Below are 25731 nucleotides of genomic sequence, written 5' to 3'. Positions count from 1 at the left end.
ATGTCAGACGTAGTGCGGGAATCGACGCATCATGCGAGAACGGTGGGGCGAGCTAGCGGGACCGCAAGAACTGCAAGACTTCCGGGGTCACCGGGTCGACGATGTCGTCGAACTCGTCGTGTTTGCTGACCCACCGCGCCACCAGCGGGCACACAGGTACCACTCGCTGGCCAGCCGTGCGGGTGTCCGCCAGCGCCTGGCTCACCAGGATTGAACTGAGTCCGCGCCCCGAGAAGCGCTCGTCAAGTTCGGTATGCGGAAAGATCCGTTGCGGACCTTTGTCGACAAACTCGGTGAAGCCCGCGAGCTCCCCGTTCACGAGAATGTCGTACCGACCCTGCTCGTCATTACGCACAACCTCGGTGCGTTCTGTTGCTTCCGTGGATGCTGAATCAGTCATTGGTTGAGGGCCTCTTTCGTGGCTTAAGTCGGGTATTTGGCAGCGGCGGCGCGGGAATCCACTCGTCCGATTCCCAGCCTCCAACAACTCCGAAACGCTCGGACCGCATTTGCCATTCCTCTCGGAAGCGGACTATCTCGTCATGGTCGCGGCCGATGAAATTCCACCACATGACGATGTCTTCTTCGAACGGTTCACCGCCGAGCAGAATCACTCGCGCAAGCGCTCCGGTCGGATTGACCAACTCCAACTTTGACGCCCCCGGGCCGACGTAGCCGAGCGAACTACGTTGGAGTTCAACGCCGTTCACCGAAAGTGCTGGAGTATCGAGCAAAGCCCCATGCTCGAAACTCGGGTCGACGTCGAGCACGACGCGAGCATTCGGCTCAATTAGAACTTCGGCGCCGAGCAGCGGCGTCGCCGTGACGATGTCAGCGGCAGATCCGGCGAGTTCACCGACAAACACTTTGATCAAGCCGGTTGCCTGACCTGACGGGTCGGTCAATTTGACGGCCTCTGGTACATAATGCTGAAAGCCGTTGTCGCCGTGCCGAGCGTGGTCGGGCAAAGCTAGCCACAACTGCACGCCGTGTAGAACATCGGCCTGCGGGGTCGATACTTCCGAATGGCTAATGCCAGCCCCCGCCGACATCAAGTTCATTTCACCCGGCAGCACCATCTCGTGTACGCCGCCACTGTCGATATGTTCAATTTCGCCTTCGAAGAGCCAACTAACCGTGGCGAGACCGGTGTGCGGATGCGGAAGCACCCGCATACCCCCGGACTCGGCGACGGGTTCTGGCCCGTAGTGATCGGCAAAGCACCAGGCTCCGATCATTGAACGATTTCGTGTTGGCAGGGTGCGTCGCACCATCATCGCGCGAAGACCACCGAGTGGCACCTCCCGCGACTCGATCACCTCCACTCCCGAAGTCGGTTCACCTACGCACGCCACTTCGACGGGTGTGGCTTCCATATTGCTCATCGAACTATCCCTCCAACCGAAATCTCAGCGCTGCGATCAAGTCGTCGAGCGCTGTCTCGATCCCTTCGACCCGCTGTGCGGTATCAAGGGCCTGTAGAACACTTTGCCGATCCGCTGGCCCCAACGGCAGGTCCGACGCGGCTCGATAAGAATCAGCTACCGGATCGCCGTCGCCGTAGGCCACTGGCATTCCCAACTGGGACGCAATCCACCGCAACTGCGGATCCTGTCGGCCGCCCTGCCCGCACAGCAGTTGTAGTTGGGCGCGTTTGGCGAGCAGTTCCGCCCAGTCCACGTCGGGCACCGGTTCGTCCGGAAAGTCGACCACTTGAGCGCGCGGGTACGGATCGTCCGGGAGCCAGTCGTCGACCCGGATTCGGGAGACCCCGTGGCAGGTCAGCGAGAACCGCCCAGGCCCCAATTGGGCGATGCGATCGACCTGAGCGACGGTCCCGACCATGGCCCGATCGTCCCCACCACCAACTTCAGATCCGCGTTCGATCAGCACCACACCGAACTGACCGCCATTTGCATCGACAGCGGAAATCATTGCCGCATAACGGGGTTCAAAAATCTTCAGGGGTAGTTCCTCCCCGGGCAACAGCACGCTGCCCAGCGGAAACATCGGCATCTCCCTCATACGAGCACCCTACCCGCGGCCCCTTTCACACACCCTGCTTCAAAGGTCACCGCAGTAAGCTGGTTCGACGACCGCTAGTCGGCGTCGCTCACCATCCAGCGAATGCCGAACTTGTCGACCAACATGCCAAAACGGTGGCCCCACGGCGCTTTCACAAACGGAACTTCGACGGTGCCGCCGACCGACAGGCCATCCCACCACTGCTGGTTCACATCAGCATCGGCATTGCTGATCGAGATTGCGATCTGGCGGGATACCGATTCGGCGGTGTCCTCCGGTGAATCCGCCGCCATCAGCACCATGTTGTCGGAGGTCGTCAAAGTGGCGTGCATTACGCGGTCAGCCGATTCCGGTGGCGTCCCCGGAACATCAGCGTAGGTACGCATTTCAATGTCTCCGCCAAAGATGTCTCGGTAGAACTCAAGGGCCGGGCGAGCCGTATTGCTGAGCATGAGGTACGGGTTCAATTGCGCTGACATTACTGACCTTTCGTCGATGGCTGGGCCTACAGATGGCCGTTCCTATCCGCGGTACCGTCACCACGGTACGACGGTGATGCTCGCGGCGCGGTAGATCTACTGTTCGATTAATAGCGTGGCGGTGCCAAGTCCCGGCTCGCGCACCGTACACACCTTGGTTCCGGGCTTTCGTCCCGTCCGCACGTCGCTGACCGCGAGTCCGGCCGCCACCAGACGTTGCTGTTCCGCCTCGATATCATCGCTCCGCCACGCCAACCCCATGACGCCGATGCCGTCGGAGGGCTCGGTCGTTCCCGCGACCACTTCGATAACCGCCGATCTGGTTCGGAAAAACAACTGCGCAACGCCCTTCCCCAAATCCTTCACGAGCCGCAAATTGATCCCCAACCGCCCGCCGAAAAGCGCTATCGCCGAATCCGCGTTGCCGACAGTCAAAACGATGTGATCGATCATCCGCGTACCGACCGCGACCCCGGCCAGTTCGGCGATCCGCAGCGGCGGGACGTCAACGAGAGTGCCATTGGCGCCAAGCGTCATGCCCCGCTTTTGCAGAAGGGTTTGACTCGCCGCAAGGTCCGCGACACCAAGGTCGATCGTCAGCGGCGCGGCGGCGTCGAGCAGACTGATCGACCCATTCGTGGCCAACCAGTGCTGACCTGCTGCCTGCCCCAGGAGAAGGTCGTACATTGTGGCGGCCTCGGTGCGGTCTGCGACCGGCAAGCTGATGTGAAGGTCGGAGATGGAGAGCGGATCGTGAATCTGAGTCACATTCGTGGTCACAGCACCATCGTGGCACAAGTGTTACCGACGGGTAAGAAGTCGCGGTAGCATCGCGGCTGTGACTCAGGAATCCGCACAGACCGCAGCCCCCGAATATCGCACGCGCGTCTACAAGGCATTTGAAGTGACCGTCGCCGACTATGTCGCCGAGGTGACGCTGATTGGCCCCAGCAAGGGAAATGCTCAGGGCCCCGATTTTTGGAGCGAAGCAGCACCGCTGTTTAACGGCCTGGACTCCGATCCCGAAGTCCGTGCCGTGGTGCTCACCGGTTCCGGAAAAAACTTCACGTTTGGCCTAGACCTCCCCGCCATGATGGGCGACTTCGCGAAGGTCTTGGCACCGGATGCCAAGGCTGGAGCTCGTACGGAGTTCCACAACATGATCAAGCACATGCAGGCTGGTATCAACGCGGTCGCCGACTGCCGCAAGCCGGTCATCGCGGCGATTGCTGGCTGGTGCATTGGCGGCGGCGTCGACTTGATCTCGGCCGCAGACATTCGCGTGGCCAGCGCCGATGCGAAGTTCAGCGTCCGCGAAGTGAAGGTCGCGATCGTCGCCGACATGGGTTCTCTTGCCCGGCTGCCGCTGATCATCGGCGACGGTCACACCCGTGATCTGGCCTTGACGGGCAAGGACATCGACGCCCGTCGCGCCGAGAAGATTGGCCTGGTCAACGACGTGTACGAGGACAAGGATGCGACGGTGGCCGCTGCCAGGGAGATTGCCGCAGAGATCGCAGGCAACGCCCCCCTCGTGGTGCAGGGGGTAATGGACGTGCTCGATCACAGTCGCAGCGCCCGCGTCGATGACAGCCTGCGCTACGTCGCCGCCTGGAACGCTGCCTTCCTGCCCAGCAACGACCTCACCGAGGCCGTCACCGCTGTCTTCGAGAAGCGCGACCCCAACTTCAAGGGCGAGTAGCCCGCTCCGCTCCTGCTGTTCCCGCATGATGCGTTGATTCCCGCACTACGTCTGACGTAGTGCGGGAATCAACGCATCATGCGAGAACGGAGCGCGGCGAGAACGGAGCAAGCGGCGCGGGGGCTAGGCCGCGGGAACGGGGGCCAAGCGGAACAGCGGAATCACTCGGTCGGTGCGCTCCTCATACATCGTGAAGTTGGGCCACACACTCAGCAACTGATCCCACGCCCGGGAGCGGTCGGTACCGTCGAGCTCCGTGGCCACCATCCGCGAGGTGACGCCATGGTAGGAGACGTCGAACGAGTCCACCGCGCGGATGTTAAATACCCACGCCGGGGTTTTGGGCCCCCCAAAAAATGATCCAGCGACCAACCAGCCGTCACCGTCCGGCGCAGTCAGCATCGTCGTCGAATGCAACACCCCGCTCTTGCGGCCCGGCACCGTGATCGTGATGCCAGGAAGCCCGGCAATCCGCAACAGGTCGACGTTCTTGTTCGACAGTCGCTGCACCACGTTGTCGACCTTCACGATCCACGGCAAGTACTTCGGTAGCCAAGTCAGCGACCCGATCAAGATCGCCAATTTAGTGATGATGCCGTGGAGATACCGAATGGGTGCCTGGTCTGTCAGCTTCTGCGCCATCCGCGTCAGCCGAGGCTCTGGGTGAGAGTTTCCGCGAGCAGCTTGGCCACCTCAGCGGGGTCTTCGAGGTCGCCGCCCTCAGCAAGGACGGCCGCCGCGTAGACGAGTTTGGCCGTCGACTCCAGGTCCGTGTGGTCGTCGGCGGTGCCAAACTTTCCGGCCAGCGCCGAAACCAACGCGTTGTCCGGGTTCAGTTCCAGGATTCGCTTCGATCGGGGCACCTCTTGGCCCGATGCCCGATATAGCTTCTCAAGTTGCGGAGTCATCGAGAAGTCATCACCGACCAGGCACGCTGCCGACTCGGTGAGACGATTCGTCAACCGAACCTCGGTCACTTCGTCGGTGAGGGTCTCGCCCATCCACGACAGCAGCGGCGCGAACTCTTCCTCGCGCTTGGACTTTGTTTCGTCGTCGGCCTCGTCGTCGGCACCGTCGAGGTCGACGACCCCCTTGGCGACCGACACAAACTTTTTGCCGTCGAAGTCCGGAATGGCCGACACCCACACTTCATCGACCGGGTCCGACAACAGCAGCACTTCAATACCCTTGGCGCGGAACGCTTCCAGGTGCGGCGATCGCTCAATCTGGGTGCGGGATTCGCCCGTCATGTAGTAAATGACGTCCTGCTCGGGCTTCATGCGGGTCACGTAGTCGGCCAAGCGAGTCGGCTCGGTCTCATTCTGGGTGGAGGCGAACACCGACGCCTTAAGGATGGCCTGCGCGTTGTCCTGATCGTTGATCAAGCCTTCCTTGAAGACGCGCCCGAAGTTGGCCCAGAAGGTCTGGTAGTCCTCGGGACGCTGCGCCTGGATCTCCTGCACGGCCGCGATGACCTTCTTGACGAGGCGACGGCGGATCGCCCGGATCTGCCGGTCCTGCTGCAGGATCTCGCGTGACACATTCAGCGACAGGTCTGCTGCGTCGACGACACCTTGCACAAACCTCAGGTAGACGGGCATCAGTTCGGCGGCGTCGTCCATGATGAACACGCGCTTAACGTAAAGGTGAATGCCCGTCGACTGCTCGGGCATAAACAGGTCGAACGGTGCTTGCGTCGGGATAAACAACAGTGCCTGGTATTCGAAGGTGCCTTCGGCGTGCACCGAAATCGTCTCGAGTGGTTCATCCCAGGCGTGCGAAACGTGGCGATAGAACTCGGCGTACTCCTCCTTCGAGACCTCGCTCGGGTTCTTCGCCCACAATGCCTTCTGCGAGTTAAGGGTTTCGTCGACCTCTTCGACGGTCGGTTCAGCGTCGCCTTCGCCAGGAACTTGCTTGGTCACCTGCATGCGGATCGGCCACGAAATAAAGTCCGAGTACTTCTTCACGAGGCCGCGCAGCACCATCTGGTTCGCATAGTCGTGAACGGCATTCTCTTCGTCCACCGGCTTCAGGTGCAAAGTGATCGACGTGCCTTGCGGCGCGTCAGCAACCTCGTCGAGGGTGTAGGTTCCGTCGCCGGTCGACTCCCAGCGTGTACCGACAGTTTCGCCCGCCTTGCGGGTGAGAAGCTCAACGCGATCGGCAACCATGAACACCGAGTAGAAACCGATACCGAACTGGCCGATCAGGTCGCTGGCGTCGGCGGCGTCGTTTTCGGCCAGCTTGCGCCGCAGTTCATCCGTACCCGACTTGGCGACGGTGCCGATCAGATCGATCACTTCGTCGCGAGTCATGCCGATTCCGTTGTCGGCGACTGTCAGCGTGCGCGCTTCACTATCGGGCGTGAGGCGAATGTGCAGGTCAGAGATATCGGCGTCGAGGTCTTTGTTCCGGAGGCCTTCCAGTCGCAGCTTGTCGACGGCGTCCGAAGAGTTCGAGATCAACTCGCGCAGGAAACTGTCCTTGTTCGAGTAGATCGAATGAACCATCAGGTCCAAAAGCTGACGTGCCTGGGCCTGAAACTCATACACCTGCGATGCCACAGAGAGACTCCTTGTCAAGAAACTGAATTCGCGCGGCTGAGTTTACCGTGAGCGCGGCGCGTAGGGTGAGGCTGTGTCAGGCATCGCTCGTGCACTATTTGTCCACGCCCACCCCGACGACGAATCGTTGTGGACCGGCGGCACCATTGCACGCCATGCTCGCCAAGGTGGTCACGTGTCGCTGGTGACGTGCACCTGGGTTCGCGGCACCGTGCGGCACAGTGAACTGTGCGATGCCGGGCGCGAATTAGGGCTCGCATCAGATCCCATCATGCTGGGCTACGCCGACAGTTTTGTTCCCGAGTCGGCACCGGGTGCGACGGCGTTCATTCTCGCGCCTTTCGACGAGCAGGTTGCCGCGCTGGTCGCTCACATTCGGGATCTCAAGCCCGACATCGTCGTCACCTACGACGCCTACGGGATGTACGGACACCCCGACCATATTCACGCTAACCGGCTGGCGTGCGCCGCAGCCGACGCGGCCTCTATTGCCCCCTACCACCCCAATCTGGGTGCGCCGTGGCAGGTCAAGTCGATGTATTTCATCACCATCCCCGAGTCGACGGTCGAAGCCTTGGCGCCGCACATGGAGTACGACACCCATCTGCCGGTTCGGGGCACTCCCGCCGACCGCATTGATGTGACGGTCGACGTGTCCGACTGCGTCGGCTGCAAAATTCGGGCAATCAGGTGTCACCAGACTGAACTGGAGCGAAGCCAGACGATGAAAGAATTCGCTGCGCTACCTTCGCCCGAGCAGCGACTCTTCCTGGGTTCCGAGGCGTACATGCGGCGAGATTTGGTGCCGGGCGGCGCCGACCTCGTCTAACGTCGCCCCTTTTCTGTCACATCGGCCCACCGGCCGCCGCCGGTCCCGTCACCGATCGTGTCGTTTGGTGACGGAAAGTCCGAATTGTGACAGAAAAGGGAAGTTAGTCGGGGAGGTATTCGGTAAGAGCGGCGCGGAGGCCGGAAGCGCGTGCGACGCGGCGTTGCACTGCGGCGCGCAAAGCTTCCGGAGTGCCGATGATGTTGACCTCGTTTTCGGCGCGGGTAATCGCGGTGTAAAGCAGTTCCCGCGTGAGAAGCTCTGCGTCCGGCGGCGGCAACACCACGGTCACGGTGCCAAACTGGCTGCCTTGACTGCGGTGAATTGTCATGGCGTACACCGGGACTGCCGCCGCCAACTGGCTGGGATGCAAGGTCTTAATGTCGTCGCCTCGCTCAAAGACGGCCGCCATGCCGCCGTCTTCGGTGGTGATGACAACGCCGGAGTCACCGTTGTAGACATCCTGGGTGCGGTCGTTTGCCGTCACCAACAGCGGCTCACCCGGATACCAACCACCGGCAGCCGCACCCGTGGTCGCTGCGCCCAGGTCGTCGCTGATCCATCCGATGACCTTCCGTGACCAGCCTGCGACACCGTAGGGACCGTCGCGATGTGCGCACAGCACGCGATGCCCGCGGAGCGCCTGCACTGCCGCCTTCGCATCTCCGGCCTCGGCACCGAGGCGCAGCGCACGCGCCCAGTCGACGGCATCGGCCCGAACCGCTTCGGCATCTTCTGGATCGATGAGCCGCACCGGATGGTCGGTCTTCGCACCGCGACCAACGAGTTCGAGCACGCGGTCGGCGTTGCCAGAATTGACCGCCTCGGCGATCTCGCCAATCCGGTCGCCGTAGCGGTGCCCGCGACGCAGCGTGATCACACCGCGGGCCAGCGCAGCCCGTTCTGCCTCATCAAAATCAGCCGACTCTAACGCTGCAGCCTGAACAAACGTCTCCGGCAGAGCACTGTGTTCACGCTCGGCCTGATCGCGGTCGACCAAGTCCGCAAGCACTGCGCCAGCCTCGACCGAAACCAATTGGTGCGGATCCCCCACCAGGATCAGTCGCGTATCGCTGCGCAGTGACTCCAGCAGCCGGCACATCATGGTGACGGGCAGCATCGAGGTCTCATCAACAACCACCACATCGAACGGCAACCTATTGCCGCTCCCCCGAACAAACGTCCCGTCTGGGCGTGAGCCCAACAGACGGTGAACGGTCACGGCCGACGGATCGGTCCGCAGAGATTGGTTGCTACGCCGATATTCACCGATCGACGTCTGCAGCTGCGCCGCCGCGCGCCCGGTGGGGGCACACAGGCCGATCCGTAAATCTCCGTCGAACAGCGATTCCATGACGGCCAGGATTCTTGCGACGGTGTACGTCTTACCCGTCCCCGGGCCACCCGCGAGGACTGTGGTCCACGACGTCGCCGCCACCGCAGCTGCCGCGCGCTGACGGTCGTAGCCGGCGGGATCGGTGGCACCGAATGCCGCGTCGAGTGCAGCTGTCAGTGTCGCGGCATCGGCGTTGGGACGCGACGTTGCGCGTTCGTCGAGGATCCGCCGAATGCTCTGCTCTTGCCGAAAGTACTTGCGCAAGTACAGGAGTGGTCCGTCGTCGGAGTACGCCAGAGCCAATGGCCGGAGCGGACCCGACGGGCACCCGGTCACCAAGTGCGACGCGCGCAGGTCGTTGACGACGGCTTCCGGAGTTGGCCACGGGAGCGGTGCGGCACCTTCGGCGTCGGCACCCGGCGACGGCAACTCGGCGAGGCTGCCGAGTTCCACGCAGGTCGAACCGCTGCGAACTGCTCGGACAGCCAGCGCCGCCGCGAGCAAGACATTCTCGCTCACGGGCGCGCCCGAGAGTTCAGCGATCCGCCGCGCCACGTGTACGTCAGCGGAGTTGAGGATGCCCGCATCGTTGAAAGGAGTCAGCAGGTCGGAGCCGAGGGCCACCTGCTGTGAGTGCGCCCGTGAAGACGAACTTCTGCCGCTAGCGGATTTGGCGACAGTCACTTTGCGCTCCCCTCGTCGCACCCGGCCAAGAGATCCGACATGGCTGTAACCAGGGAAGCCGGGAGGTTCCATTGGAAAACCCCGCAACCGTCGGGGGTCTTTGGCCCAGCCATACCGCGAACGAAGTGGTACTGCACCGGCCCAAGATGCACGGCCGGCTCATAATCGGCCACCCGCCATCGCAGATACCGGTGCAGCGCAACGGAATACAGCAGTGCCTGGAGCGGATAGTGCGCGGCCATCATTTCCGCAGCCATCGCTTCGGTGTTGAAATCGGTGACGGCGAGTTCGCCCGGTCGGAGCCGGTTGGTCTTGTAGTCGACCACCATGAAACGGCCCTGCGGCGTGCGCAGCACCGAGTCAATGCTGCCGGTGAGGAAGCCGCTGAATCGGTCCGACGACACTGTCCGGACCTGATCCGCGTAGGTCGCAAGGGGATCACCCGGCAGCAGATGCCGGGCCAGCAGGTCCCCGACAGCAGCCAGCCCAAATCCACCTGAGGCCGCCGATAGTGGCAGTTCAAAATCCATTTCCGCGAGACGATTGCCGGGCTTCACACTCCACAGATCCCAGGCTGGACCGTCCATCCCGTTCAGCGGTGTCGTCAACACTCCAATCAGGGCGCGCGCCAGCACATCGACGTCGATGTCGACACCGCGCGCGATGGCCCCCTGGCGGCACATCTGGTGAACGTGCGCTTCCAGATCGGTCGATGACGTGTCGACGTGCTCCAGCACCTCGTGCACCAGGGTGCCAAATCCGGCACCGAACGGCAGGCCATTCATCGGCGACGGCATGCCAGCAATTTCCGTGGGCGACGCCGTCTCCACGCCGGGGCCCGCTGCTCCGATGTCGTCGGGTTCGTCGGGTCGTAGAACGTCTTCCGGTTCGCTGCCTGAGAGCACCATCGACGGCGGTGTCGGCGCCTGCGCATGCATCGCTGCATGCGCGTCGGCGACGATTGCCGAATACGACGTGCGACGCCAATGCTGATCGATACGCCGAGAGAAGATCGCGACGTCCAACTCCGGTGCGGCGTCCGGCAGCGACGACGGCAGCCATTCGCAGCGCGCTTCGCGACCCGCAGGTTCAACGACAATCGACTCGCCATAGGTAGCCAAGTCGCGGAGCACCGCTACCGAATCGTGGTCAGACTCAGGGATCGGCACCGTCTCAGGAATCGGCGTGACGACTCCCGCGCGGGCACTGATTCGACGATCGGCGGCAGTGAACAGGAGGCGATGCAGAGCCCCGCGCGCAGTCGTCGTACTCGGGGCCCACCACAGAACCACCTGACTGCGGGCCCGAGTCGCCGCCACATATAGCAGTCGGAGGTCTTCGCCCGCACTTTCGGCGCGTGCTTGCCGGTCGCGGCGCGCATAGCCGCGGGCTTTCTTGCCACCGACATCGAGGAAGCGCTGATCGCCATCGTGGAACAGGAACGTCGCCGGGTTGGGGTGGCTCACGCCGTCCCAACCGAACGGCACGTACACGATGGGGAACTCGAGTCCTTTTGACGCATGGACGGTCATGATCTGCACCGCTTCGGTGTCCCGATCCAAACGTCGGGTGGCGTCGCGTTGCTGCCCCCACGAGGCACCGTCGTCGATCTGGTTGCCGAGCCAATCCACCAGCGACGCCAAGCCTGCCGCATTCTCAGCGGTGTGCCGGTTGCACAGTTCGGATAGCTGCAGGATGTCCGTCAGCAGTCGTTCACCGTCCGCCATCTCGAGAAGCCTTGCTGCCGTGGAGAACTCGGAAAAAAGGCGAGCTGACATTGCGGCAAACCCGCCGTCGTCGAAGACTCGTCCGAGTTCGGCGAACTGCCCGGCGAGAGTGCCGACGCCCGTCTCGCCCTGATGTTCCAACGTTTGTGCCGACAGTCCAACGATCGGGGTCAGCGCGGCGAGACGCACGCGCGGCTGACGCGACGGGCTTTCGATTGCCGTCAGCACATACCACCAGAATCGTGCGGCGGGCGTGGCGAAGATCGATGTTCCGGATGTCACGACCGAGGCGACTCCGCGGTCTGCCAGCGCCCGTTGGAGTGGTGCAATAGTCCGGTTGGCGCGCAGCAGAACCGCAATATCACCGGGTTTTACAGGTCTGGTTTCGCCGTCGTCGAGGGTGACTGTGGTGCTGGCGAGGACTCCCGCGATGTCGTTGGCGACATCCTCGGTCACGAAGTCGCGTACTTGGCGCACCAGTGGGGTCGTACCGTCCTGCGTCTTCTGGCTGAAGTCGCGTTTCGTGAAGGCGCGAATGCGGACTGCCGGCGCACCACGCAGTCGCGAACCGGGCCGGTTGGCGGTGACCGGGCGGTACGCGATCTGCGGATTGCCCAGGGTCGCGGCGTCGAACAGCACGCCGACACCGTCGACGACCGCTTGGTCCGAGCGCCAGTTCACGGTGAGACGACGCTGCTCCCCCGCTGTCTGAACCGCGTTGAGATAGCTCAGGACCTCCGCGCCGCGAAAGGCGTAGATCGATTGTTTGGGGTCGCCTACCAACACCAGAGGTAAGTGGCCATCAAAACACCGACGAACGATCGCCCACTGCTGGGGGTCGGTGTCTTGAAACTCATCGATGAGGACCACGTCGTACTGCAGCCGGATCCGGCGGCAGGCCTCGTCGCCGATGAGGTCGTCGGTTACGATCTCGTACAGCGATTGCTGCAGGTCATCGTAGGTGCGGACGCGTGCGAGCCGCTTCCGCAATGCGGTGTGTTTGCGGGCTTGCTCCGCGATCCACACGCGAACGTCGGAATCGTCGCTGCGTTCGTCATCGCGTACGGGTGCCAGGAGGGCAGCCGGGTCGCGGACCGCCTTGATCGCGATTTCCTCAGCATCGGCGAAGTCGGGCGCCGAATCGGGATCGCCAGCGAACCGCGCCAGGTACGCATCACGGGCGAGCTCGGCAACCATCTCGTCGACATTTTCTAGGATTGGAAACTGCTGCTGGCGTCCCCCGAGGAAGCCCAGCGCGGCGAGCATTCGATTACAGAAAGTGTGTGTCGTCGCCATGGTTGCCGCGTCGAAATCGGAGAGGGCATCGGCGAGTCTGTCACGGCGAACTTGTACCTCCGCGTCATCAACTTCAGCGAGAAACGCCACCAATGTGTCCGACGACTGCCGAGCACTCACCGGATCGGCGAGATCCGCAACGCATTGGGTGAGGCGCGAGTGGGTTCGGTCGCGAAGTTCGGCCGACGCGGCGTTGGAGAATGTCGCCATCAGCAGGTTTGAGATGGGCACGCCCTCGGCTAGGTAGCGCACAGCCAGCGCGACCATCGCATAGGTTTTGCCGGTGCCCGCACTCGCCTCCAGCACCAGGGTGTCCTGAGGCAGCGGTGCGGTCAGGTCGAAGGCGGCAGCATGATCGGTGCCGGTGGCGGTCATCGATCCTCCTCGTGCGAGCGCAGCGGTCCGAACAGGATGGTGGCGAGCCTCACGTACATGTTCGTCGTCTCGTCGCCGGGCAGCGTGTCCGCTACTTCCGCCAACTGGGTGAGGTTCGGGACGGCGTTAATGAGCACGTCAAAGCCCACGTCCGCGTCCGGGTCGCCGTGAAACACCAGTCCCGCATACCGGTTGGCGTCCGAATACGACTTGTCGTAGGTAAACCGGGCACGCCGCAAGGCTTTGAAGTCCGAATCGGTCCGCAGAAATTCCGAGGCAGCGGCTTCCGCGGCGTCAAGAGTGAGGCCGATCGGTGCCGAAAGCCCTACGTCGCGAATCGTGACGAGCGCGGTCAGGATGTCGGCGGCATTGTCTGGCGCTCGCAGGCGGCTCACTTTGGCCGACGGGTAGCGGCCCGATGCGCTACCGATGATGATCGCCTCGGACGCCGGGTTGTCCGAGCCCGCCGCCATGGCCAGGAGTCGAATCCACGCCGCCAGTCGATGCTTTGGCGCCAATCGTGAATAGCTGACCGGAACCAGTCGCCGGGAAAACACATCCCCTACCGTGCCGTACAGTCTGCGGCCCTCGGGAAGTCGAACACGGACGTCGATGGCATCGGCCGAATCGCTGCGGTATCCCTCCGCTGCGGTCGCCACGGCACGGGCCTTGTCGCGTATCGGGGCAAACTCGCGTGCGCCAAAGGCAAACGGCGGCAGGGTGCCTCGACGAAGCTCGGCACCCTGCGCGGCAGTTCCATCCGCGCCGTTGAGGAGGGCAGTCAGATAACGATTGCCAACGCCCCATTTCTCCAGTCCGTCGAGACTGACCGCCAGTTCATCACTGTGCGCATCTGCGGCGTCGGGCAGCCCGACGCCGAGTCGCTGGCGTGCGTAGCCCTCCACGGGTGCGGCGAAGAACGAGATCAAGTCGTCCAGATCGACGTCTCCGGTGACGTCGACGCGAGAGAGTTTCTCATCGGCGATGACCGGCGGTGGCCGCCCCCGATCCCCGGATCGGGTCAGCACGCTCAACGAGCGCGCGGCGGGAAGAAGGTCGCGGTCGAAGCTGAACGGTACAGATCCCGGTACGGCGCTGTCGTCGTGGGCGAAGTTCTGTTCGTCGAAGGCATGCAAGCTGTGTCGGTGCAGCACTGGGACCGGTTGCCCCGGCGCGATTCCCAGGGTGTTGCGAACTGCATCGAGGAGTTCGGAGACCACCACTGCTGGCGGCGTCTGGGCCCCGGTCAACGGGTTGGCACCCGAGTAGAACACCAACAGATTCTCGGTGGCGGCACCAATGGCATCAAGGAAGGTCTGACGATCTTCGTCGCGCACGTTGCGCTCCCCAACCATCGGCGCCACCTGCAGAATGTCATCGCCGTCGATTGCAGACGAGCGGGGGAATGCCCCGCTGTCCATCCCGAGGACAACGATCACCCGATGCGGTACCGAACGCATTGGCACCATTGAGCAGACGGTGAGTTCGCCGGTGCAAAAGTTTGATCTCGTGGGTCGTGCCTGAACCAGCTGCGACATCAGGTCCCGAAGGTCGCCAAGCTCCAACTCGGACGGTTCCGCGCCCTCGGGAACGGTGAGTGTTTCGGTGACCATGCCGACCGCCTGTGCCCGCTGCCACTCGGTGTCCGAGGTGGTGTCGGTGAGAAGGTCGACGATTTCCAGGAGCAGGGATGACCACTCGGGTGCACTGTGCCGTTGCGAGACCCGCTGAAGGAGGGACGCTGTCCGCTGAGCAAATTCCGCGAATCGACCTGCGAGGTCGGTGTCGGTGGAGTCGATTCCCGATAGTGGCAATGCTGTTGCAAGCCATTCATTCTCGGCCTCTTCCGCGACCACCCCGAGCAGAATTCGGTCGAGACCGCTCTGGACGGTGCCCTGGGGGAATCCCCCGAGCCCGAACCGTGTGCGTCCAGCATCGTCGATGCCCCACCGAATACCCGAACGCTGCACCCACCCGGTTATCGCGTCGATGTCCTCGACGGAGAAATTGAAACGGTGCCGGACCGGTTCGGCACTGACAAGGTCCAGCAGGTCCCCCGCCCGCACGCGACCTGCCGCCAGGTCCAGAATTCGGGCGACGACATCGAGGACAGCGTTCTGGGAACGGAGTCCTCGGTCAGCGAGCCGCACTCGAAGCGAAAAGGCGGGATGGTCGCGACCGAGGCCCGACTGCCCGAAGACACCGCCGATGAGCGGTGCAAAGGTCTCCACATCCGGGCACATGATGAGGACATCACGTGGTTCCAGGGTGGGGTCGGCGTTGAACAGATGCAGGAGTCGATCGCGGAGCACTTCCACCTGACGACCCGCGCCGTGACATGCATGCACTTCGACGCTGCCGTCGGAACCACTGAGTTCCGTCAATGCCACGGCCGGCCCGGGATCGTCCCGACGGATGCCGTCCTGGAGCGCAGTCAAGACGGTGGCGGCCTCGGCCGGTCCAGTCTGGAGGTGCCGACTGCGATCGGCACCGGCCAAATGCGTTGGGAGGAGGACTTCCTGGAGTTCTTGCACGTCGCGGGACAGGCTCGCCAGTAACGGGTGAGATAGCCGCGGAGCCAGACGTTGCGTGCGCCGCCGGATTGGCGTGGCGGGCGCACTGCTCGCTACCTGGTTCCACAGGGCGGGCGATGGGTGCGGCAAGTACAGCGACACTTCTCGCTGGTTGGCAAGCGCATGCAGAACCGTCAACAGGGTCTGCGGGATGCGGGTGGGGCCAAAAAGAGCGAACCGGGACGGCAAGTCGACGGCGCTGGCATTGTCGCGGAGCCGCTCGGTGACAGCCGGAAGATCCTCGGCAAGGTGTGGATGCCCCACTTCCTCACGGACGAGGCGCCACAACCACGGCTGCCAAGCGAGGTGCTCAGCCAATTCACCGCCGGCACCGTCGGTATCAAGGCCGCGCGACCATTCGGCGATCATTGTCGGACGTTGCCAGCCGTACGAACTGAAGAGGCCGGCGATCGTGGATGCCGTCGAGAGCCGACGCCCACCGCCAACGCTGTCACGCTGCAGATGCATGGCCAGGACAGCGAGCGCAGGGTCGTCGATATTGGCGTCGAGGACACGCAAAACTGGCCACCGAAGCTGGTCGGAGAACCAGCTCTCCGCGGCATCTGGGTCAGTAGTGATCCCAGCGAGCACTTGTCGGAGTAGCACCTGTGGCGAGTCGAAGGAGATATTGGCGGCGATTCCGTCATCCGCTGTGGCACCGGTCCCGATCCGCAGCGCTAACTGCTGTCGGAGCCATCGTTCCACTCCCCGTTCAGGTACGGCGACAATCTCCGTCTGCATGGGGTCGGCCAGCGGCATCCGAAGTGACTCCGCGAGCGCGTCGACCAAGGCACCCGACTGTTCGGCACGGTTAACGATGAGCATCGTGGCGTCCCCCTCGATCCAGGTTTCTACTCGTGCGTGCCGATCATCGACGTCGCCGGAACTCCACTTCCGGTCCCATTTGGTTTTCCAGGTAGCGACGTGCGGCCTCCGCGATAACTACGGGTTGTCCGGTGGCGGGATCGACCACGGCGCAGGTGGTTTCAGCGAGTGCGCACGTTTCGCCTTCGGCAGACTTGATGCGGTAGCCAAAATCGAACGACTTGGTTCCCATTCTCGATACCCAGATTTCTACGAGCGCGGAATCAGGGCTGTACAGCAATGGCGTAACGAACTCGATCTCTTGCCGAGCAATGAGCATCGAGAACTCGCGATCGGCAGCGGTGAACCAATCGCGCATGGCGCGCACGCGGGCTTCTTCAACAATGCGTGCGTAATGCACATTGTTGATGTGGTTAAGGGGATCCATGTCGCCCCAGCGCAATTGGATCTCGACCACATACGGTGTTTCGGACATGGCTGCACCATATCGCCCGGGTCTGACATTCCCGATCGCCGGGACCCACACACCGCCGTTCACCAGTTCACCCCAAGCTCCGCCCGTCGCCTCGCCGAAGCTGAGCAAGTCCTGGCAGATTGTCAGCGGTCGCCGATACACTCGCCGAGTGGACATCGGCACCAGACGACTTCGGCTTCGACCGGTAGCTGTTGACGATGCCAATTTGCTTCAACGGCTCGATTCCGACCGCGAAGTAATGCGGTTTGTGAGCGGCGGTGAGCCCACGCCCCAGTCAACGATCGTCGACTGGGTGATTCCCCGCTCGCAGGCACAATTCCGCGACCACGACACCGGCCTTTGGGTCGCGTTCGACCGTCGCTCCGATCAGTTTGCCGGCTGGGTGTGGCTTCGACTCCCCCGGCATTCGGCACTGATCGAACTCGAACTCAGCTACCGTCTGCAACGCTCGTCATGGCACCGCGGACTGGCTACCGAGGCGGCTTCGGCCCTCATGGCCTTCGCGTTCACCGCCACCGACACCGAACGCATCTTTGCGAGCACCCACCCCGACAACATCCGCTCGCAGCGGGTGATGCAGAAGCTAGGCATGCGACTGGCTACCGAGCATCTCCGGCGCGAACAATTCGACGACGGCTTCACCGGTAGCGAGGTGGAATACGAGGTCTTGCGCGCCAATTGGCGCCGCAATCGAGGCCCATCGCATGCACTCCCTCAGGAAGCGGGCCGAAAGCACCCGCCGCCGGGACGGCATCGACTGCAACCCGGCACCGCCGGGATGACCGCGTAACGCTGGCGTACTACCGTTGGCACAGAAGTTCCCATTGCAGCATTTTCGACACCGAACCAACCCACGAGGCTTTTGCCACATGAACGAGCACCCAGGAGCGCATCCATGACCAGCAGCTTGCGGCGTCGCCGCCAGGTAGTGATCATCGGCTCGGGTTTCGGCGGACTTTTTGCGGCGCAGCGTCTCAAGAAGGCCGACGTTGACATCACGCTGATCGCAAAGACCACCCATCACCTGTTTCAACCGATGCTCTACCAAGTGGCCACCGGGATCGTTGCCGAGGGTGAAATCGCTCCGGCCACGCGCGTAATTTTGCGAAAGCAGAAGAACGCTCGCGTTCTCCTCGGTGAGGTATTCGACATCGATGTGAAGACCCAGACGGTTCGCTCCCAGTTGCTCGAGCGCGTCACCGAAACGTACTACGACGACCTCATCGTGGCCGCCGGTGCCGACCAGTCGTACTTCGGCAACGACCGCTTCGCCGAGTACGCGCCCGGAATGAAGACCATCGACCATGCCCTCGAGTTGCGCGGCCGCATCATCGGCGCGTTTGAACAGGCCGAACTATCGAACGATCCGGCCGAGCAGCGCAAATTGCTGACTTTCGTCGTCATCGGCGCAGGTCCGACCGGCGTGGAGTTGGCTGGCCAAATCGCCGAGATGAGCGCCAAGACGTTGGAAGGATCCTTCCGGAACATTGATCCCGCCGACGCCAATGTCATCTTGCTCGACGCCGCGTCGGCCGTGTTGGGACCGTTCGGTCCCAAATTGGGCCAGAAGGCCAAACAGCGCCTCGAAGGCATGGGGATCGACGTTCAGCTTGGCGCGATGGTCACCGACCTCGATTACGATAGCCTCACGGTCAAGGACAAAGACGGCAGCACGCGTCGGATCTTGAGCCAATGCAAGGTGTGGTCGGCTGGCGTGCAGGCATCCTCGCTTAGCAAGGTCCTCAACGATCAGACCGGAGTGGAACTCGACCGGGCGGGTCGCGTCAAGGTGGGCCCCGATCTGGCGATTCCCGGCTACCCGAATATCTTCGTTGTCGGCGACATGATGGCCGTCGAGAATGTGCCTGGCGTGGCACAGGGCGCAATCCAAGGTGGCAGGTACGCAGCCGACGCGATCCTCGCCGAGATTCGTAAGGGCCAGACACCCGAGCAACGCAAGCCGTTCAGCTACTTCGATAAGGGTTCGATGGCGACGGTGTCCCGGTTCAGCGCCGTCATGCAGGTGCCGATTCCCGGTACCAAACGGAAGTTCGAGACCGAAGGGTACATCGCGTGGCTCGGCTGGCTCGCCCTGCACCTGGTGTACATGGTGGGCTTCCGCAATCGCCTCAACACCTTCATCAACTGGTTCTTTGCGTTCTCCTCGCGCGGCCGCACCCAACTCGCGGTGACCGAGCAGCAGGTCTATGCGCGGTCCGCCCTGACAGAGTTGTCGTATGTGGACCGCCTGCGCCTGGCGGATGCGGCGCGAGCGGAAGCTGCCGCCGCACAGGCTCAGGCTAAAGAGGCCGCGGATACCCAGCACGCCGCGGCCAAGGCAGCAAAGGCCACAACCACCGATGAGATCGTCATCGACGAAGCTCTGGTGGAAGAAAAGGTCCTGAAAGAGTCGACGGACTAGCCTTCGGCGCACATCAGCCGGAATGACTGCGGTCCCCGATAGCGAAAGCTGTCGGGGACCGCAGTCATTCGAACAGGACCGTCGGAGACGGACTACTCGGCTGGCAGTGTCGGCATCGGAATGTTCTGCAGGCGCACTCGCGATTGCGCGACGAGCTTGCCATCATCACCGGTGATGTCGATCTGCCACAGCTGCTGGCGGCGCCCTCGATGGATTGGCGTCGTCGACACCGACAGTGTTCCGCTGGTCGCCGACCGCAGGAAATCGGTGGAGTTGTTGGCACCGACCGCAGTGCCGCCGATACCGGTTTCTTGCAACCAGCAGAAGCCGCTAATGCTGGCGGCGCTTTCGGCGAGCGCGCAGTAAACACCGCCGTGCGTCAATCCGAACGGCTGTAGGTGATTCTCGGTGATCTCCATGGTCCCCCGGATTCCATCGCCGTCGGCGTGGCTCACGGTAAACCCCAGAAATTTGTCGAAGCCTCGAGCCTGAGTGACGTCAATTGCGTGATCTGCGTTTTCCATACCGTGCACATTGCCACTTCCGGACCGCACCGCGTGTGCCGGGGCGCGGTGGGAAGGGCCAGGGAACGTCGGCGGCCCCCGCGGTCAGTTGCTGAACGCGGGGGCCGTCGTCGCGGACCGGGGGTCTCTGCAGCCCTCAGGACACTCACGCGATCCTTGATAATTACCGTAGGCTACCCTTAGTTCCACTGTCAACAGTGTGGCCCTTTCCAAAGATCCCGTCCGGTCCGGATGTGACCTGGACAACCATTCCGCGAATCGGGAACTACGGAGCGTCGTAGGACGTTGGACCCATAGACAGCCGAACATTCAGCAAAGACCGCAAGAGGCCGAGGATTCACACCCCTCCACTGGCATAAATCGGCTATTACCGGGAAGCGACGTAGAATGAAGAAGATGAATGGATTGGGCGATCTCGAACGTGCCGTGATGGACACGTTGTGGGCTTCGGCGACACCGCAGACGGTGCGCCAGGTTCACGCTGAACTCGCTGCCAATCGCACGCTTGCCTACACCACCGTCATGACCGTACTGCAGCGTCTCACCAAGAAGGGCCTGGTCACCCAGATCCGCGACGATCGCGCACACCAGTACAAGGCAACCTCCCCTCGAGAGGATCTGGTCGCCAACCTCATGGTCGAAGCGCTCACCAGCACCGATGCTCCGGGCTCACGCCATGCAGCACTCGTCTCATTCGTTGGACGAGTCGGCGCAGATGAGGCCACGGCACTCCGCGAAGCCCTAGATGAACTCGAGGCCGGGCGCACCAGCCACCGCTAACCGCAGCGAGAAATCCCGATCCCGCATAAAATACCGACGACCGCTTAATACCGACTCTGACTAGCTGAGGAAGGCCGATGACCGCACTGCTGTTCGGCATCCTCACCATCGCTTTGGTCGGCCCGATTCCGGCGGCACTTTCTCGCGCCACATGGCCACTGCACGCTCCACGCGCGGCAATGACGCTCTGGCAATCTATCGCTCTGGCCGCCGTCCTCTCGGCTTTCAGTACCGGGCTCGCGATCGCAGCCAACTTGCTGGCACCCGGAGCCGACGGAACGCCCACCAGCAACCCGTTCGCCGAAATTGAGCGCTTGGGCATCGTCATGTGGACGGTCTATGTGACCGTCTTTATCCTCACCCTCGTTGTCGGTGCCCGCCTGATGTACACCGTCGTTCGTGTCGGCATCCGCACCCGCGCCCGTCGCAACGCGCACCGCGCGCTCATCGACCTTGTCGACAACGTGGGGCGCAGTCGCGAGAACGGCCGCGACATCCGCATTCTCGACGTCCCCGCACCGCTCGCCTACTGCCTGCCCGGGCTTCGCCGTCGGGTTGTTCTCAGTGAAGGCATTCTGGGCCGGCTCGACGATGCCGAGCTTGCCGCCGTTATTGCCCATGAGCGCGCCCACCTGCGTGCCCGCCACGACCTGGTTCTGGAAGCCTTCATCGCCGCCCACGAAGCCTTCCCCCGATTTGTCCGATCGAAATCGGCGCTCGGTGCGGTGGAGTTGCTTGCTGAGGCCCTCGCCGACGATCAGGCTGCCCGCGCCACCACTCCCACAACCGTCGGGCGCGCCCTCGTTGCGTGCGTTGATGCGGTCGCGCCAAGTGGTGCCATGGCGGTCGGCGGACCGACCACGGTAATCCGCATTCGCCGCCTCGGCTACGTGAAGCCGGGCTTTCATCTCTCCGCGACGGCCTACTTGCTGGCAGCTGCGATTCTCGTGATTCCGACGCTCGCCGTCGCGATCCCGTGGCTCACCGAATTGAGTCGGTTGATCGCCCATTCCTGACGTGCACGAGTCCGCTGCGAAAGGCTATTGACATGCGATTCCTCGAAGGCCACTCGCCGCACCACGATCTCACCTACGACGATGTATTCGTTGTGCCCAACCGTTCGGCGGTCGCGTCGCGCTTTGACGTCGACATGTCTACGAACGACGGCTCCGGCACCACAATCCCATTGGTCGTCGCCAACATGACGGCAATTGCTGGAAAGCGGATGGCAGAGACAGTGGCCCGACGAGGTGGCCTCGTGGTGCTCCCCCAAGACGTACCGATCGACGCCGCGGCCAGCACCATCGCCTACGTAAAATCGCGGAGCCTAGTGGCCGAAACACCGGTAGTCCTGACGGCTTCGGATCTCATGGCACATGCTCAGGCACTAATCCCGAAACGCTCCCACGGTGTAGCTGTCGTCGTGGACGACCATCGCGTCCCGATCGGCTTGGTGCCGCGCGCACTACCCGGCCACGACATCGACCTGTTCACCGATCTTGGGTCGAATGCACTGCCGATCCCAGTAACGCTGCCTGCCGACACTGATCCACGCCAGGTCTTCGATGTGCTCGTCGAAGCGAATGCGGACCTGGCGGTGCTGACCGACGACGAAGGCGCACTGGTTGGTGTCCTCACCCGCCTGGGGGCATTGCGAGCTGGCATCTATCAGCCCAACGTCGATGCCGCTGGCCGATTGCGAATCGCATCGGCGGTCGGCATCAATGGCGACGTCGTCGGTAAAGCTCGGGCACTCGTCGACGCCGGTGCCGATCTCCTTGTCGTCGATACCGCACATGGCCACCAAGAGAAGATGTTGACGGCGCTGTCGGCGATCGCGAAAGCCGACCTCGGGGTTCCGCTCGCAGCGGGGAACGTCGTATCCGCACGCGGTGCGCTTGACTTAATCGACGCGGGCGCTTCGATCATCAAGGTTGGCGTCGGACCCGGTGCCATGTGCACCACCCGCATGATGACTGGCGTCGGCCGACCGCAGTTTTCCGCGGTCGCCGAATGTGCGACCGCCGCACGTGAACACGGCGCCGCGGTATGGGCCGACGGCGGCATCCGTCATCCGCGAGATGTCGCACTTGCCATCGCTGCGGGGGCCTCGAATGCGATGGTCGGATCGTGGTTCGCGGGGACCTACGAATCTCCCGGCGACCTGCATAGCGACGCTACCGGCGAATACAAAGTCAGCTTCGGAATGGCCTCCAAACGGGCTGTCGCCGCGCGGTCAGCGGGCGACGCCGCCTACGACCTCGCCCGCAAGTCACTCTTCGAGGAGGGCATCTCCTCCTCGCGTATCCGCATCGATCCCGACCGACCCGGAGTTGAAGATTTGATTGACCACATATGTTCGGGTGTCCGAAGCACCGCCACCTACGTGGGAGCTACCACGCTGCAGCAGCTTCATGACCACGTGGTTTTGGGCGTACAGTCGGCCGCTGGATTCGCCGAAGGCCGCCCGCTCCCGGGCGGATGGTGATCGACCCTCGTGGAAATCCTCATCATTGTTCTGAGTCTGGCCGGTTTCATCGCCCTGACGTTGGGCACCGCACTGTTCGTCGCGGGCGAGTTTTCGCTGACCGCGCTTGAACGATCAACGATCGCGGCCGACGTCGCGAGCCGTAATGATCGGCGTGCACACGCCGTCGATCGCGCGCACCGTTCGCTGTCGTTCCAACTTTCGGGCGCGCAACTCGGTATCACGATCACCACTCTGGTCACCGGTTATATCGCCGAACCGGTACTGGCGAAACTCTTCGACCCGATGTTGAGCGCGATGCGGGTTCCCGAGAGCGCTATCTCCGGCGTCTCGCTGGCATTGGCACTAATCATCGCGACGTCGCTGTCGATGGTGCTCGGCGAGTTGATCCCGAAGAATCTCGCCATCGCGAAGCCCCTGGCGGTGGCGCGTGCCACCGCGTCGCCCATGTCGATGTTTTCGGCATTCTTTAGGATCGCCATCAACGGTCTCAACAATTCGGCGAATGCGCTGGTCCGACGTCTCGGCATCGAGCCGACCGAAGAGTTGGGCTCAGCCCGCTCGGCCGCGGAACTTGCTGCGCTGGTTCACAATTCGGCACTGCGCGGGGCACTCGACCCCGACACCGCCATGCTGATCGACCGTTCGCTACGGTTTGGCGACCTCTCAGCCGAAGACTTGATGACACCGCGCGTTCGCATCGAATCGCTCGAGCCTAACGACTCGGTCCGCGACCTCATCTCGGCAGCATCGCGCACGGGGCACTCTCGATTCCTCATCGCTGAGGCTGGCGATCTCGACAACCTGGTGGGCGTCGTGCACATCAAGCAGGCATTTACGCTCCCCCCACAAAGCCTGGCGACCACATCGCTGCGTTCGCTCGCCCGCCCGGTGACCCGAGTTCCGGACAGTTTGGACGGGGACTCACTCATGGATCGCATTTCTTCCAGCGGTTTGGAAGTGTGCGTGGTGATCGACGAATACGGCGGTACTGCGGGACTGGTGACCTCAGAGGATCTCGTCGAAGAGATTCTTGGCGATGTGACCGACGAACACGACGTCGAAGAATCCGACGTAACGCCCGTCGGCAACGGCTACCGGTGTTCCGGGCTCTTGCGACTGGACGAAGTCAAGACCGCGATCGGCTATCGCGCACCCGAGGGTTCGTACGAAACTCTTGGCGGCCTCATCATGTTCCAACTCGGCCGGATTCCGCGAACCGGCGACATCGTGGACCTTCCCCAGCACGAAACGGCAGGCAGTTTGATGCACGACGACCCTGAACCGCAGTGGCGGGCCACCGTCGTCCAGATGGATCAGCGGCGCGTCGACAAAGTGTGGATGACCATTATCAACGGCACGCAGTCGGCGGTACCACCAGAGACAAACCAGAGCGGAGACCGACGTGGGTGATATCTGGGGCATCATGCTGGCCGTGGTGCTGTTGGCCGCCAATGCATTTTTTGTGGCGGCCGAGTTCTCGCTGATCGCGGCTCGACGCGACCGCCTGGTCGCGCTCGAAGAAGGCGGCAAGAAACGCGCCCGAACCGTGATCTCGGCGTCCGAGCATTTATCGCTGATGCTGGCTGGTTCTCAGCTGGGCATCACTATCTGTTCAATCCTGCTGGGACGTGTCGCAGAACCGGCGATCGCGCACCTCATCAGCAGCCCGCTGGAATGGATGAATGTCCCGGAAGGACTCCTTCATCCGATTGCCTTCGCGATCGGCCTCGCGATCGTCGTGATACTCCACATCCTGCTCGGCGAAATGGTTCCGAAGAACATCGCCCTGGCCGGTCCGGAAAAGGTTGCGATGCTGTTGGTGCCGACGCACCTGTGGTTCATGCGGTTAGTACGTCCGCTGATCGGGTTCTATAACTGGACCGCCAACCTGGCCTTACGGTTGGCTGGCGTGCAGCCCAAGGATGAGTTGGCTACCACCGTCAACGAAACCGAACTCGCGTCGATGATTGGTGAGTCGCGTGAACTCGGTCTGCTCGACGCCGAAGAGCATGAACGACTGACACGCGCGTTGACGACCGTCGAACGAACAGCGTCAGAAGTCATGATTCCGTTGACGGCCGTCCGGAGCGTGAACGTCCAACTCGATGCCGCAACGGGTGGTTTGGGTCCGAGCCTCGGGTCGGTTGAAAGCGCCGTCCGCGAAACGGGCTTTTCCCGATTCCCCGTGCTGGGCCTTGATGGCTCCTTCATCGGCTACCTCCACATCAAGGATGTCCTCGACGACATCCTCGATGAGACGGTGGGCCCCGACTCGTTGATCGGCGTCGACCAGATTCGACCGCTACCCAAGATTCGTTCGACGATGCCGCTGAACGAAGCGACGGTGATCTTGCGGCGCGCCAGTGCTCACTTGGGTGCCGTGGTTGACGAAGGCGGCACGATAACCGGAGTCCTCGCCCTGGCAGATCTCGCCGAATCGTTTATCGGCGATCTCCGGGATTCCACCCACCGGGTGTAACGGCTAGCAAAGTCACGGGACCTGACGATGCTCGTCACATACCGCAGAGTCCCGGAGATACTGGCCAGTAACCCCTTGTACCATGGATAATTGTTGGGCGGGCTGTCGCCGGAGCTAGTCGGCACACAGTCAACGTTCCAAA

The 25731-nt window shown here is 62.7% G+C and carries 21 protein-coding genes; 9 read left to right on the top strand and 12 right to left on the bottom strand.

What is annotated here, in order from left to right; translation table 11 throughout:
• Positions 1–52 precede the first annotated feature (52 nt).
• The 5 genes from WBA38_RS11720 to WBA38_RS11700 all read right to left on the bottom strand — a co-directional run bounded on the left by WBA38_RS11720 (position 53) and on the right by WBA38_RS11700 (position 3284).
• On the bottom strand, positions 53–400 hold the full coding sequence (locus WBA38_RS11720) for a GNAT family N-acetyltransferase (RefSeq protein ID WP_424297415.1): 348 nt from the start codon (positions 398–400) through the stop codon (positions 53–55).
• Entirely contained in the window at positions 393–1385 is a 993-nt protein-coding gene (locus WBA38_RS11715; protein ID WP_424297413.1) for a pirin family protein, read from the bottom strand. The genes WBA38_RS11720 and WBA38_RS11715 overlap by 8 nt, the downstream gene beginning before the upstream one ends.
• A gap of 4 nt (positions 1386–1389) precedes the next feature.
• Complete coding sequence (locus WBA38_RS11710) at positions 1390–2025, bottom strand: LON peptidase substrate-binding domain-containing protein (protein ID WP_424297411.1); 636 nt, start codon at positions 2023–2025, stop codon at positions 1390–1392.
• A 74-nt stretch (positions 2026–2099) separates the two neighbouring features.
• Complete coding sequence (locus tag WBA38_RS11705; RefSeq protein WP_424322761.1) at positions 2100–2504, bottom strand: VOC family protein; 405 nt, start codon at positions 2502–2504, stop codon at positions 2100–2102.
• A 96-nt stretch (positions 2505–2600) separates the two neighbouring features.
• Positions 2601–3284: a VOC family protein gene (locus WBA38_RS11700; protein ID WP_424322760.1), complete on the bottom strand. Its 684-nt coding sequence runs from the start codon at positions 3282–3284 to the stop codon at positions 2601–2603.
• A gap of 58 nt (positions 3285–3342) precedes the next feature.
• On the opposite strand from WBA38_RS11700, the gene WBA38_RS11695 reads away from it, so the two are divergent.
• Positions 3343–4206, top strand: coding sequence for a crotonase/enoyl-CoA hydratase family protein (locus WBA38_RS11695; protein ID WP_424297406.1), 864 nt, complete (start codon positions 3343–3345; stop codon positions 4204–4206).
• A 123-nt stretch (positions 4207–4329) separates the two neighbouring features.
• Here the strand turns inward: WBA38_RS11695 and WBA38_RS11690 are convergent, their stop codons facing one another.
• Both WBA38_RS11690 and htpG read right to left on the bottom strand, forming a co-directional pair.
• The gene (locus WBA38_RS11690; protein ID WP_424294364.1) at positions 4330–4848 is read right to left on the bottom strand and encodes a nitroreductase/quinone reductase family protein; all 519 of its coding nucleotides are present in this window, start codon (positions 4846–4848) and stop codon (positions 4330–4332) included.
• A 5-nt stretch (positions 4849–4853) separates the two neighbouring features.
• Positions 4854–6773 carry a molecular chaperone HtpG gene (gene htpG / locus WBA38_RS11685; RefSeq protein ID WP_424322759.1) on the bottom strand — a complete coding sequence of 640 codons (1920 nt, stop codon included), beginning with the start codon at positions 6771–6773 and terminating at the stop codon, positions 4854–4856.
• A 73-nt stretch (positions 6774–6846) separates the two neighbouring features.
• Here htpG and WBA38_RS11680 point away from each other — a divergent pair, with 73 nt between their 5' ends.
• Positions 6847–7602 carry a PIG-L family deacetylase gene (locus WBA38_RS11680; RefSeq protein WP_424294366.1) on the top strand — a complete coding sequence of 252 codons (756 nt, stop codon included), beginning with the start codon at positions 6847–6849 and terminating at the stop codon, positions 7600–7602.
• Between the two features lie 103 nt (positions 7603–7705).
• On the opposite strand, the gene recD is transcribed toward WBA38_RS11680, so the two are convergent.
• From recD to WBA38_RS11660, 4 genes are read right to left on the bottom strand one after another with little or no spacing between them, the layout of a single operon-like run.
• Positions 7706–9622, bottom strand: coding sequence for an exodeoxyribonuclease V subunit alpha (recD, locus tag WBA38_RS11675; RefSeq protein ID WP_424322758.1), 1917 nt, complete (start codon positions 9620–9622; stop codon positions 7706–7708).
• Complete coding sequence (locus WBA38_RS11670; protein WP_424322757.1) at positions 9619–13020, bottom strand: UvrD-helicase domain-containing protein; 3402 nt, start codon at positions 13018–13020, stop codon at positions 9619–9621. Before WBA38_RS11670 ends, recD begins: the two co-directional genes overlap by 4 nt.
• Positions 13017–16418 (bottom strand): exodeoxyribonuclease V subunit gamma, encoded by a 3402-nt coding sequence (gene recC, locus WBA38_RS11665; RefSeq protein ID WP_424322756.1) that lies wholly within the window; start codon positions 16416–16418, stop codon positions 13017–13019. The genes WBA38_RS11670 and recC overlap by 4 nt, the downstream gene beginning before the upstream one ends.
• 43 nt (positions 16419–16461) lie before the next feature.
• Positions 16462–16893, bottom strand: a complete 432-nt coding sequence (locus WBA38_RS11660; RefSeq protein WP_424294370.1) for an acyl-CoA thioesterase — start codon at positions 16891–16893, stop codon at positions 16462–16464.
• On the opposite strand from WBA38_RS11660, the gene WBA38_RS11655 reads away from it, so the two are divergent.
• A complete protein-coding gene (locus tag WBA38_RS11655; RefSeq protein WP_424294371.1) occupies positions 16892–17683 on the top strand; it encodes a GNAT family N-acetyltransferase in 792 nt (263 codons plus the stop codon). The two genes, WBA38_RS11660 and WBA38_RS11655, sit on opposite strands and share 2 nt — an antisense overlap.
• 105 nt (positions 17684–17788) lie before the next feature.
• Positions 17789–19315: an NAD(P)/FAD-dependent oxidoreductase gene (locus WBA38_RS11650; RefSeq protein ID WP_424322755.1), complete on the top strand. Its 1527-nt coding sequence runs from the start codon at positions 17789–17791 to the stop codon at positions 19313–19315.
• A 92-nt stretch (positions 19316–19407) separates the two neighbouring features.
• Here the strand turns inward: WBA38_RS11650 and WBA38_RS11645 are convergent, their stop codons facing one another.
• Entirely contained in the window at positions 19408–19839 is a 432-nt protein-coding gene (locus WBA38_RS11645; RefSeq protein WP_424294373.1) for a PaaI family thioesterase, read from the bottom strand.
• A gap of 387 nt (positions 19840–20226) precedes the next feature.
• Between WBA38_RS11645 and WBA38_RS11640 the strand changes: the two genes are divergently transcribed.
• From WBA38_RS11640 to WBA38_RS11620, 5 genes are all read left to right on the top strand, one after another.
• Positions 20227–20619, top strand: coding sequence for a BlaI/MecI/CopY family transcriptional regulator (locus WBA38_RS11640; RefSeq protein ID WP_424322754.1), 393 nt, complete (start codon positions 20227–20229; stop codon positions 20617–20619).
• A gap of 77 nt (positions 20620–20696) precedes the next feature.
• A complete protein-coding gene (locus WBA38_RS11635; RefSeq protein ID WP_424322753.1) occupies positions 20697–21635 on the top strand; it encodes a M48 family metalloprotease in 939 nt (312 codons plus the stop codon).
• Between the two features lie 32 nt (positions 21636–21667).
• Positions 21668–23107, top strand: coding sequence for a GuaB1 family IMP dehydrogenase-related protein (locus tag WBA38_RS11630; RefSeq protein WP_424322752.1), 1440 nt, complete (start codon positions 21668–21670; stop codon positions 23105–23107).
• A 9-nt stretch (positions 23108–23116) separates the two neighbouring features.
• Positions 23117–24520, top strand: coding sequence for a hemolysin family protein (locus WBA38_RS11625; RefSeq protein WP_424322751.1), 1404 nt, complete (start codon positions 23117–23119; stop codon positions 24518–24520).
• A complete protein-coding gene (locus tag WBA38_RS11620; RefSeq protein WP_424322750.1) occupies positions 24513–25589 on the top strand; it encodes a hemolysin family protein in 1077 nt (358 codons plus the stop codon). Before WBA38_RS11625 ends, WBA38_RS11620 begins: the two co-directional genes overlap by 8 nt.
• Positions 25590–25731: the final 142 nt, after the last annotated feature.

This window comes from Gordonia sp. (in: high G+C Gram-positive bacteria), assembly GCF_049647785.1.
Lineage (GTDB): Bacteria > Actinomycetota > Actinomycetes > Mycobacteriales > Mycobacteriaceae > Gordonia.
The sequence above is the reverse complement of the archived record's forward strand: the minus strand, read 5'-3'. Positions and strand labels throughout refer to the sequence as shown.

Coding starts and splice junctions, on each gene's coding strand:
- WBA38_RS11720 (WP_424297415.1), bottom strand. CDS start 400: ATGACTGATTCAGCATCCACGGAAGCAACAGAACGCACCGAGGTTGTG.
- WBA38_RS11715 (WP_424297413.1), bottom strand. CDS start 1,385: ATGAGCAATATGGAAGCCACACCCGTCGAAGTGGCGTGCGTAGGTGAA.
- WBA38_RS11710 (WP_424297411.1), bottom strand. CDS start 2,025: ATGAGGGAGATGCCGATGTTTCCGCTGGGCAGCGTGCTGTTGCCCGGG.
- WBA38_RS11705 (WP_424322761.1), bottom strand. CDS start 2,504: ATGTCAGCGCAATTGAACCCGTACCTCATGCTCAGCAATACGGCTCGC.
- WBA38_RS11690 (WP_424294364.1), bottom strand. CDS start 4,848: ATGGCGCAGAAGCTGACAGACCAGGCACCCATTCGGTATCTCCACGGC.
- WBA38_RS11670 (WP_424322757.1), bottom strand. CDS start 13,020: ATGACCGCCACCGGCACCGATCATGCTGCCGCCTTCGACCTGACCGCA.
- recC (WP_424322756.1), bottom strand. CDS start 16,418: ATGCTCATCGTTAACCGTGCCGAACAGTCGGGTGCCTTGGTCGACGCG.
- WBA38_RS11655 (WP_424294371.1), top strand. CDS start 16,892: ATGGCTGCACCATATCGCCCGGGTCTGACATTCCCGATCGCCGGGACC.
- WBA38_RS11660 (WP_424294370.1), bottom strand. CDS start 16,893: ATGTCCGAAACACCGTATGTGGTCGAGATCCAATTGCGCTGGGGCGAC.
- WBA38_RS11650 (WP_424322755.1), top strand. CDS start 17,789: ATGACCAGCAGCTTGCGGCGTCGCCGCCAGGTAGTGATCATCGGCTCG.
- WBA38_RS11645 (WP_424294373.1), bottom strand. CDS start 19,839: ATGGAAAACGCAGATCACGCAATTGACGTCACTCAGGCTCGAGGCTTC.
- WBA38_RS11640 (WP_424322754.1), top strand. CDS start 20,227: ATGAAGAAGATGAATGGATTGGGCGATCTCGAACGTGCCGTGATGGAC.
- WBA38_RS11635 (WP_424322753.1), top strand. CDS start 20,697: ATGACCGCACTGCTGTTCGGCATCCTCACCATCGCTTTGGTCGGCCCG.
- WBA38_RS11630 (WP_424322752.1), top strand. CDS start 21,668: ATGCGATTCCTCGAAGGCCACTCGCCGCACCACGATCTCACCTACGAC.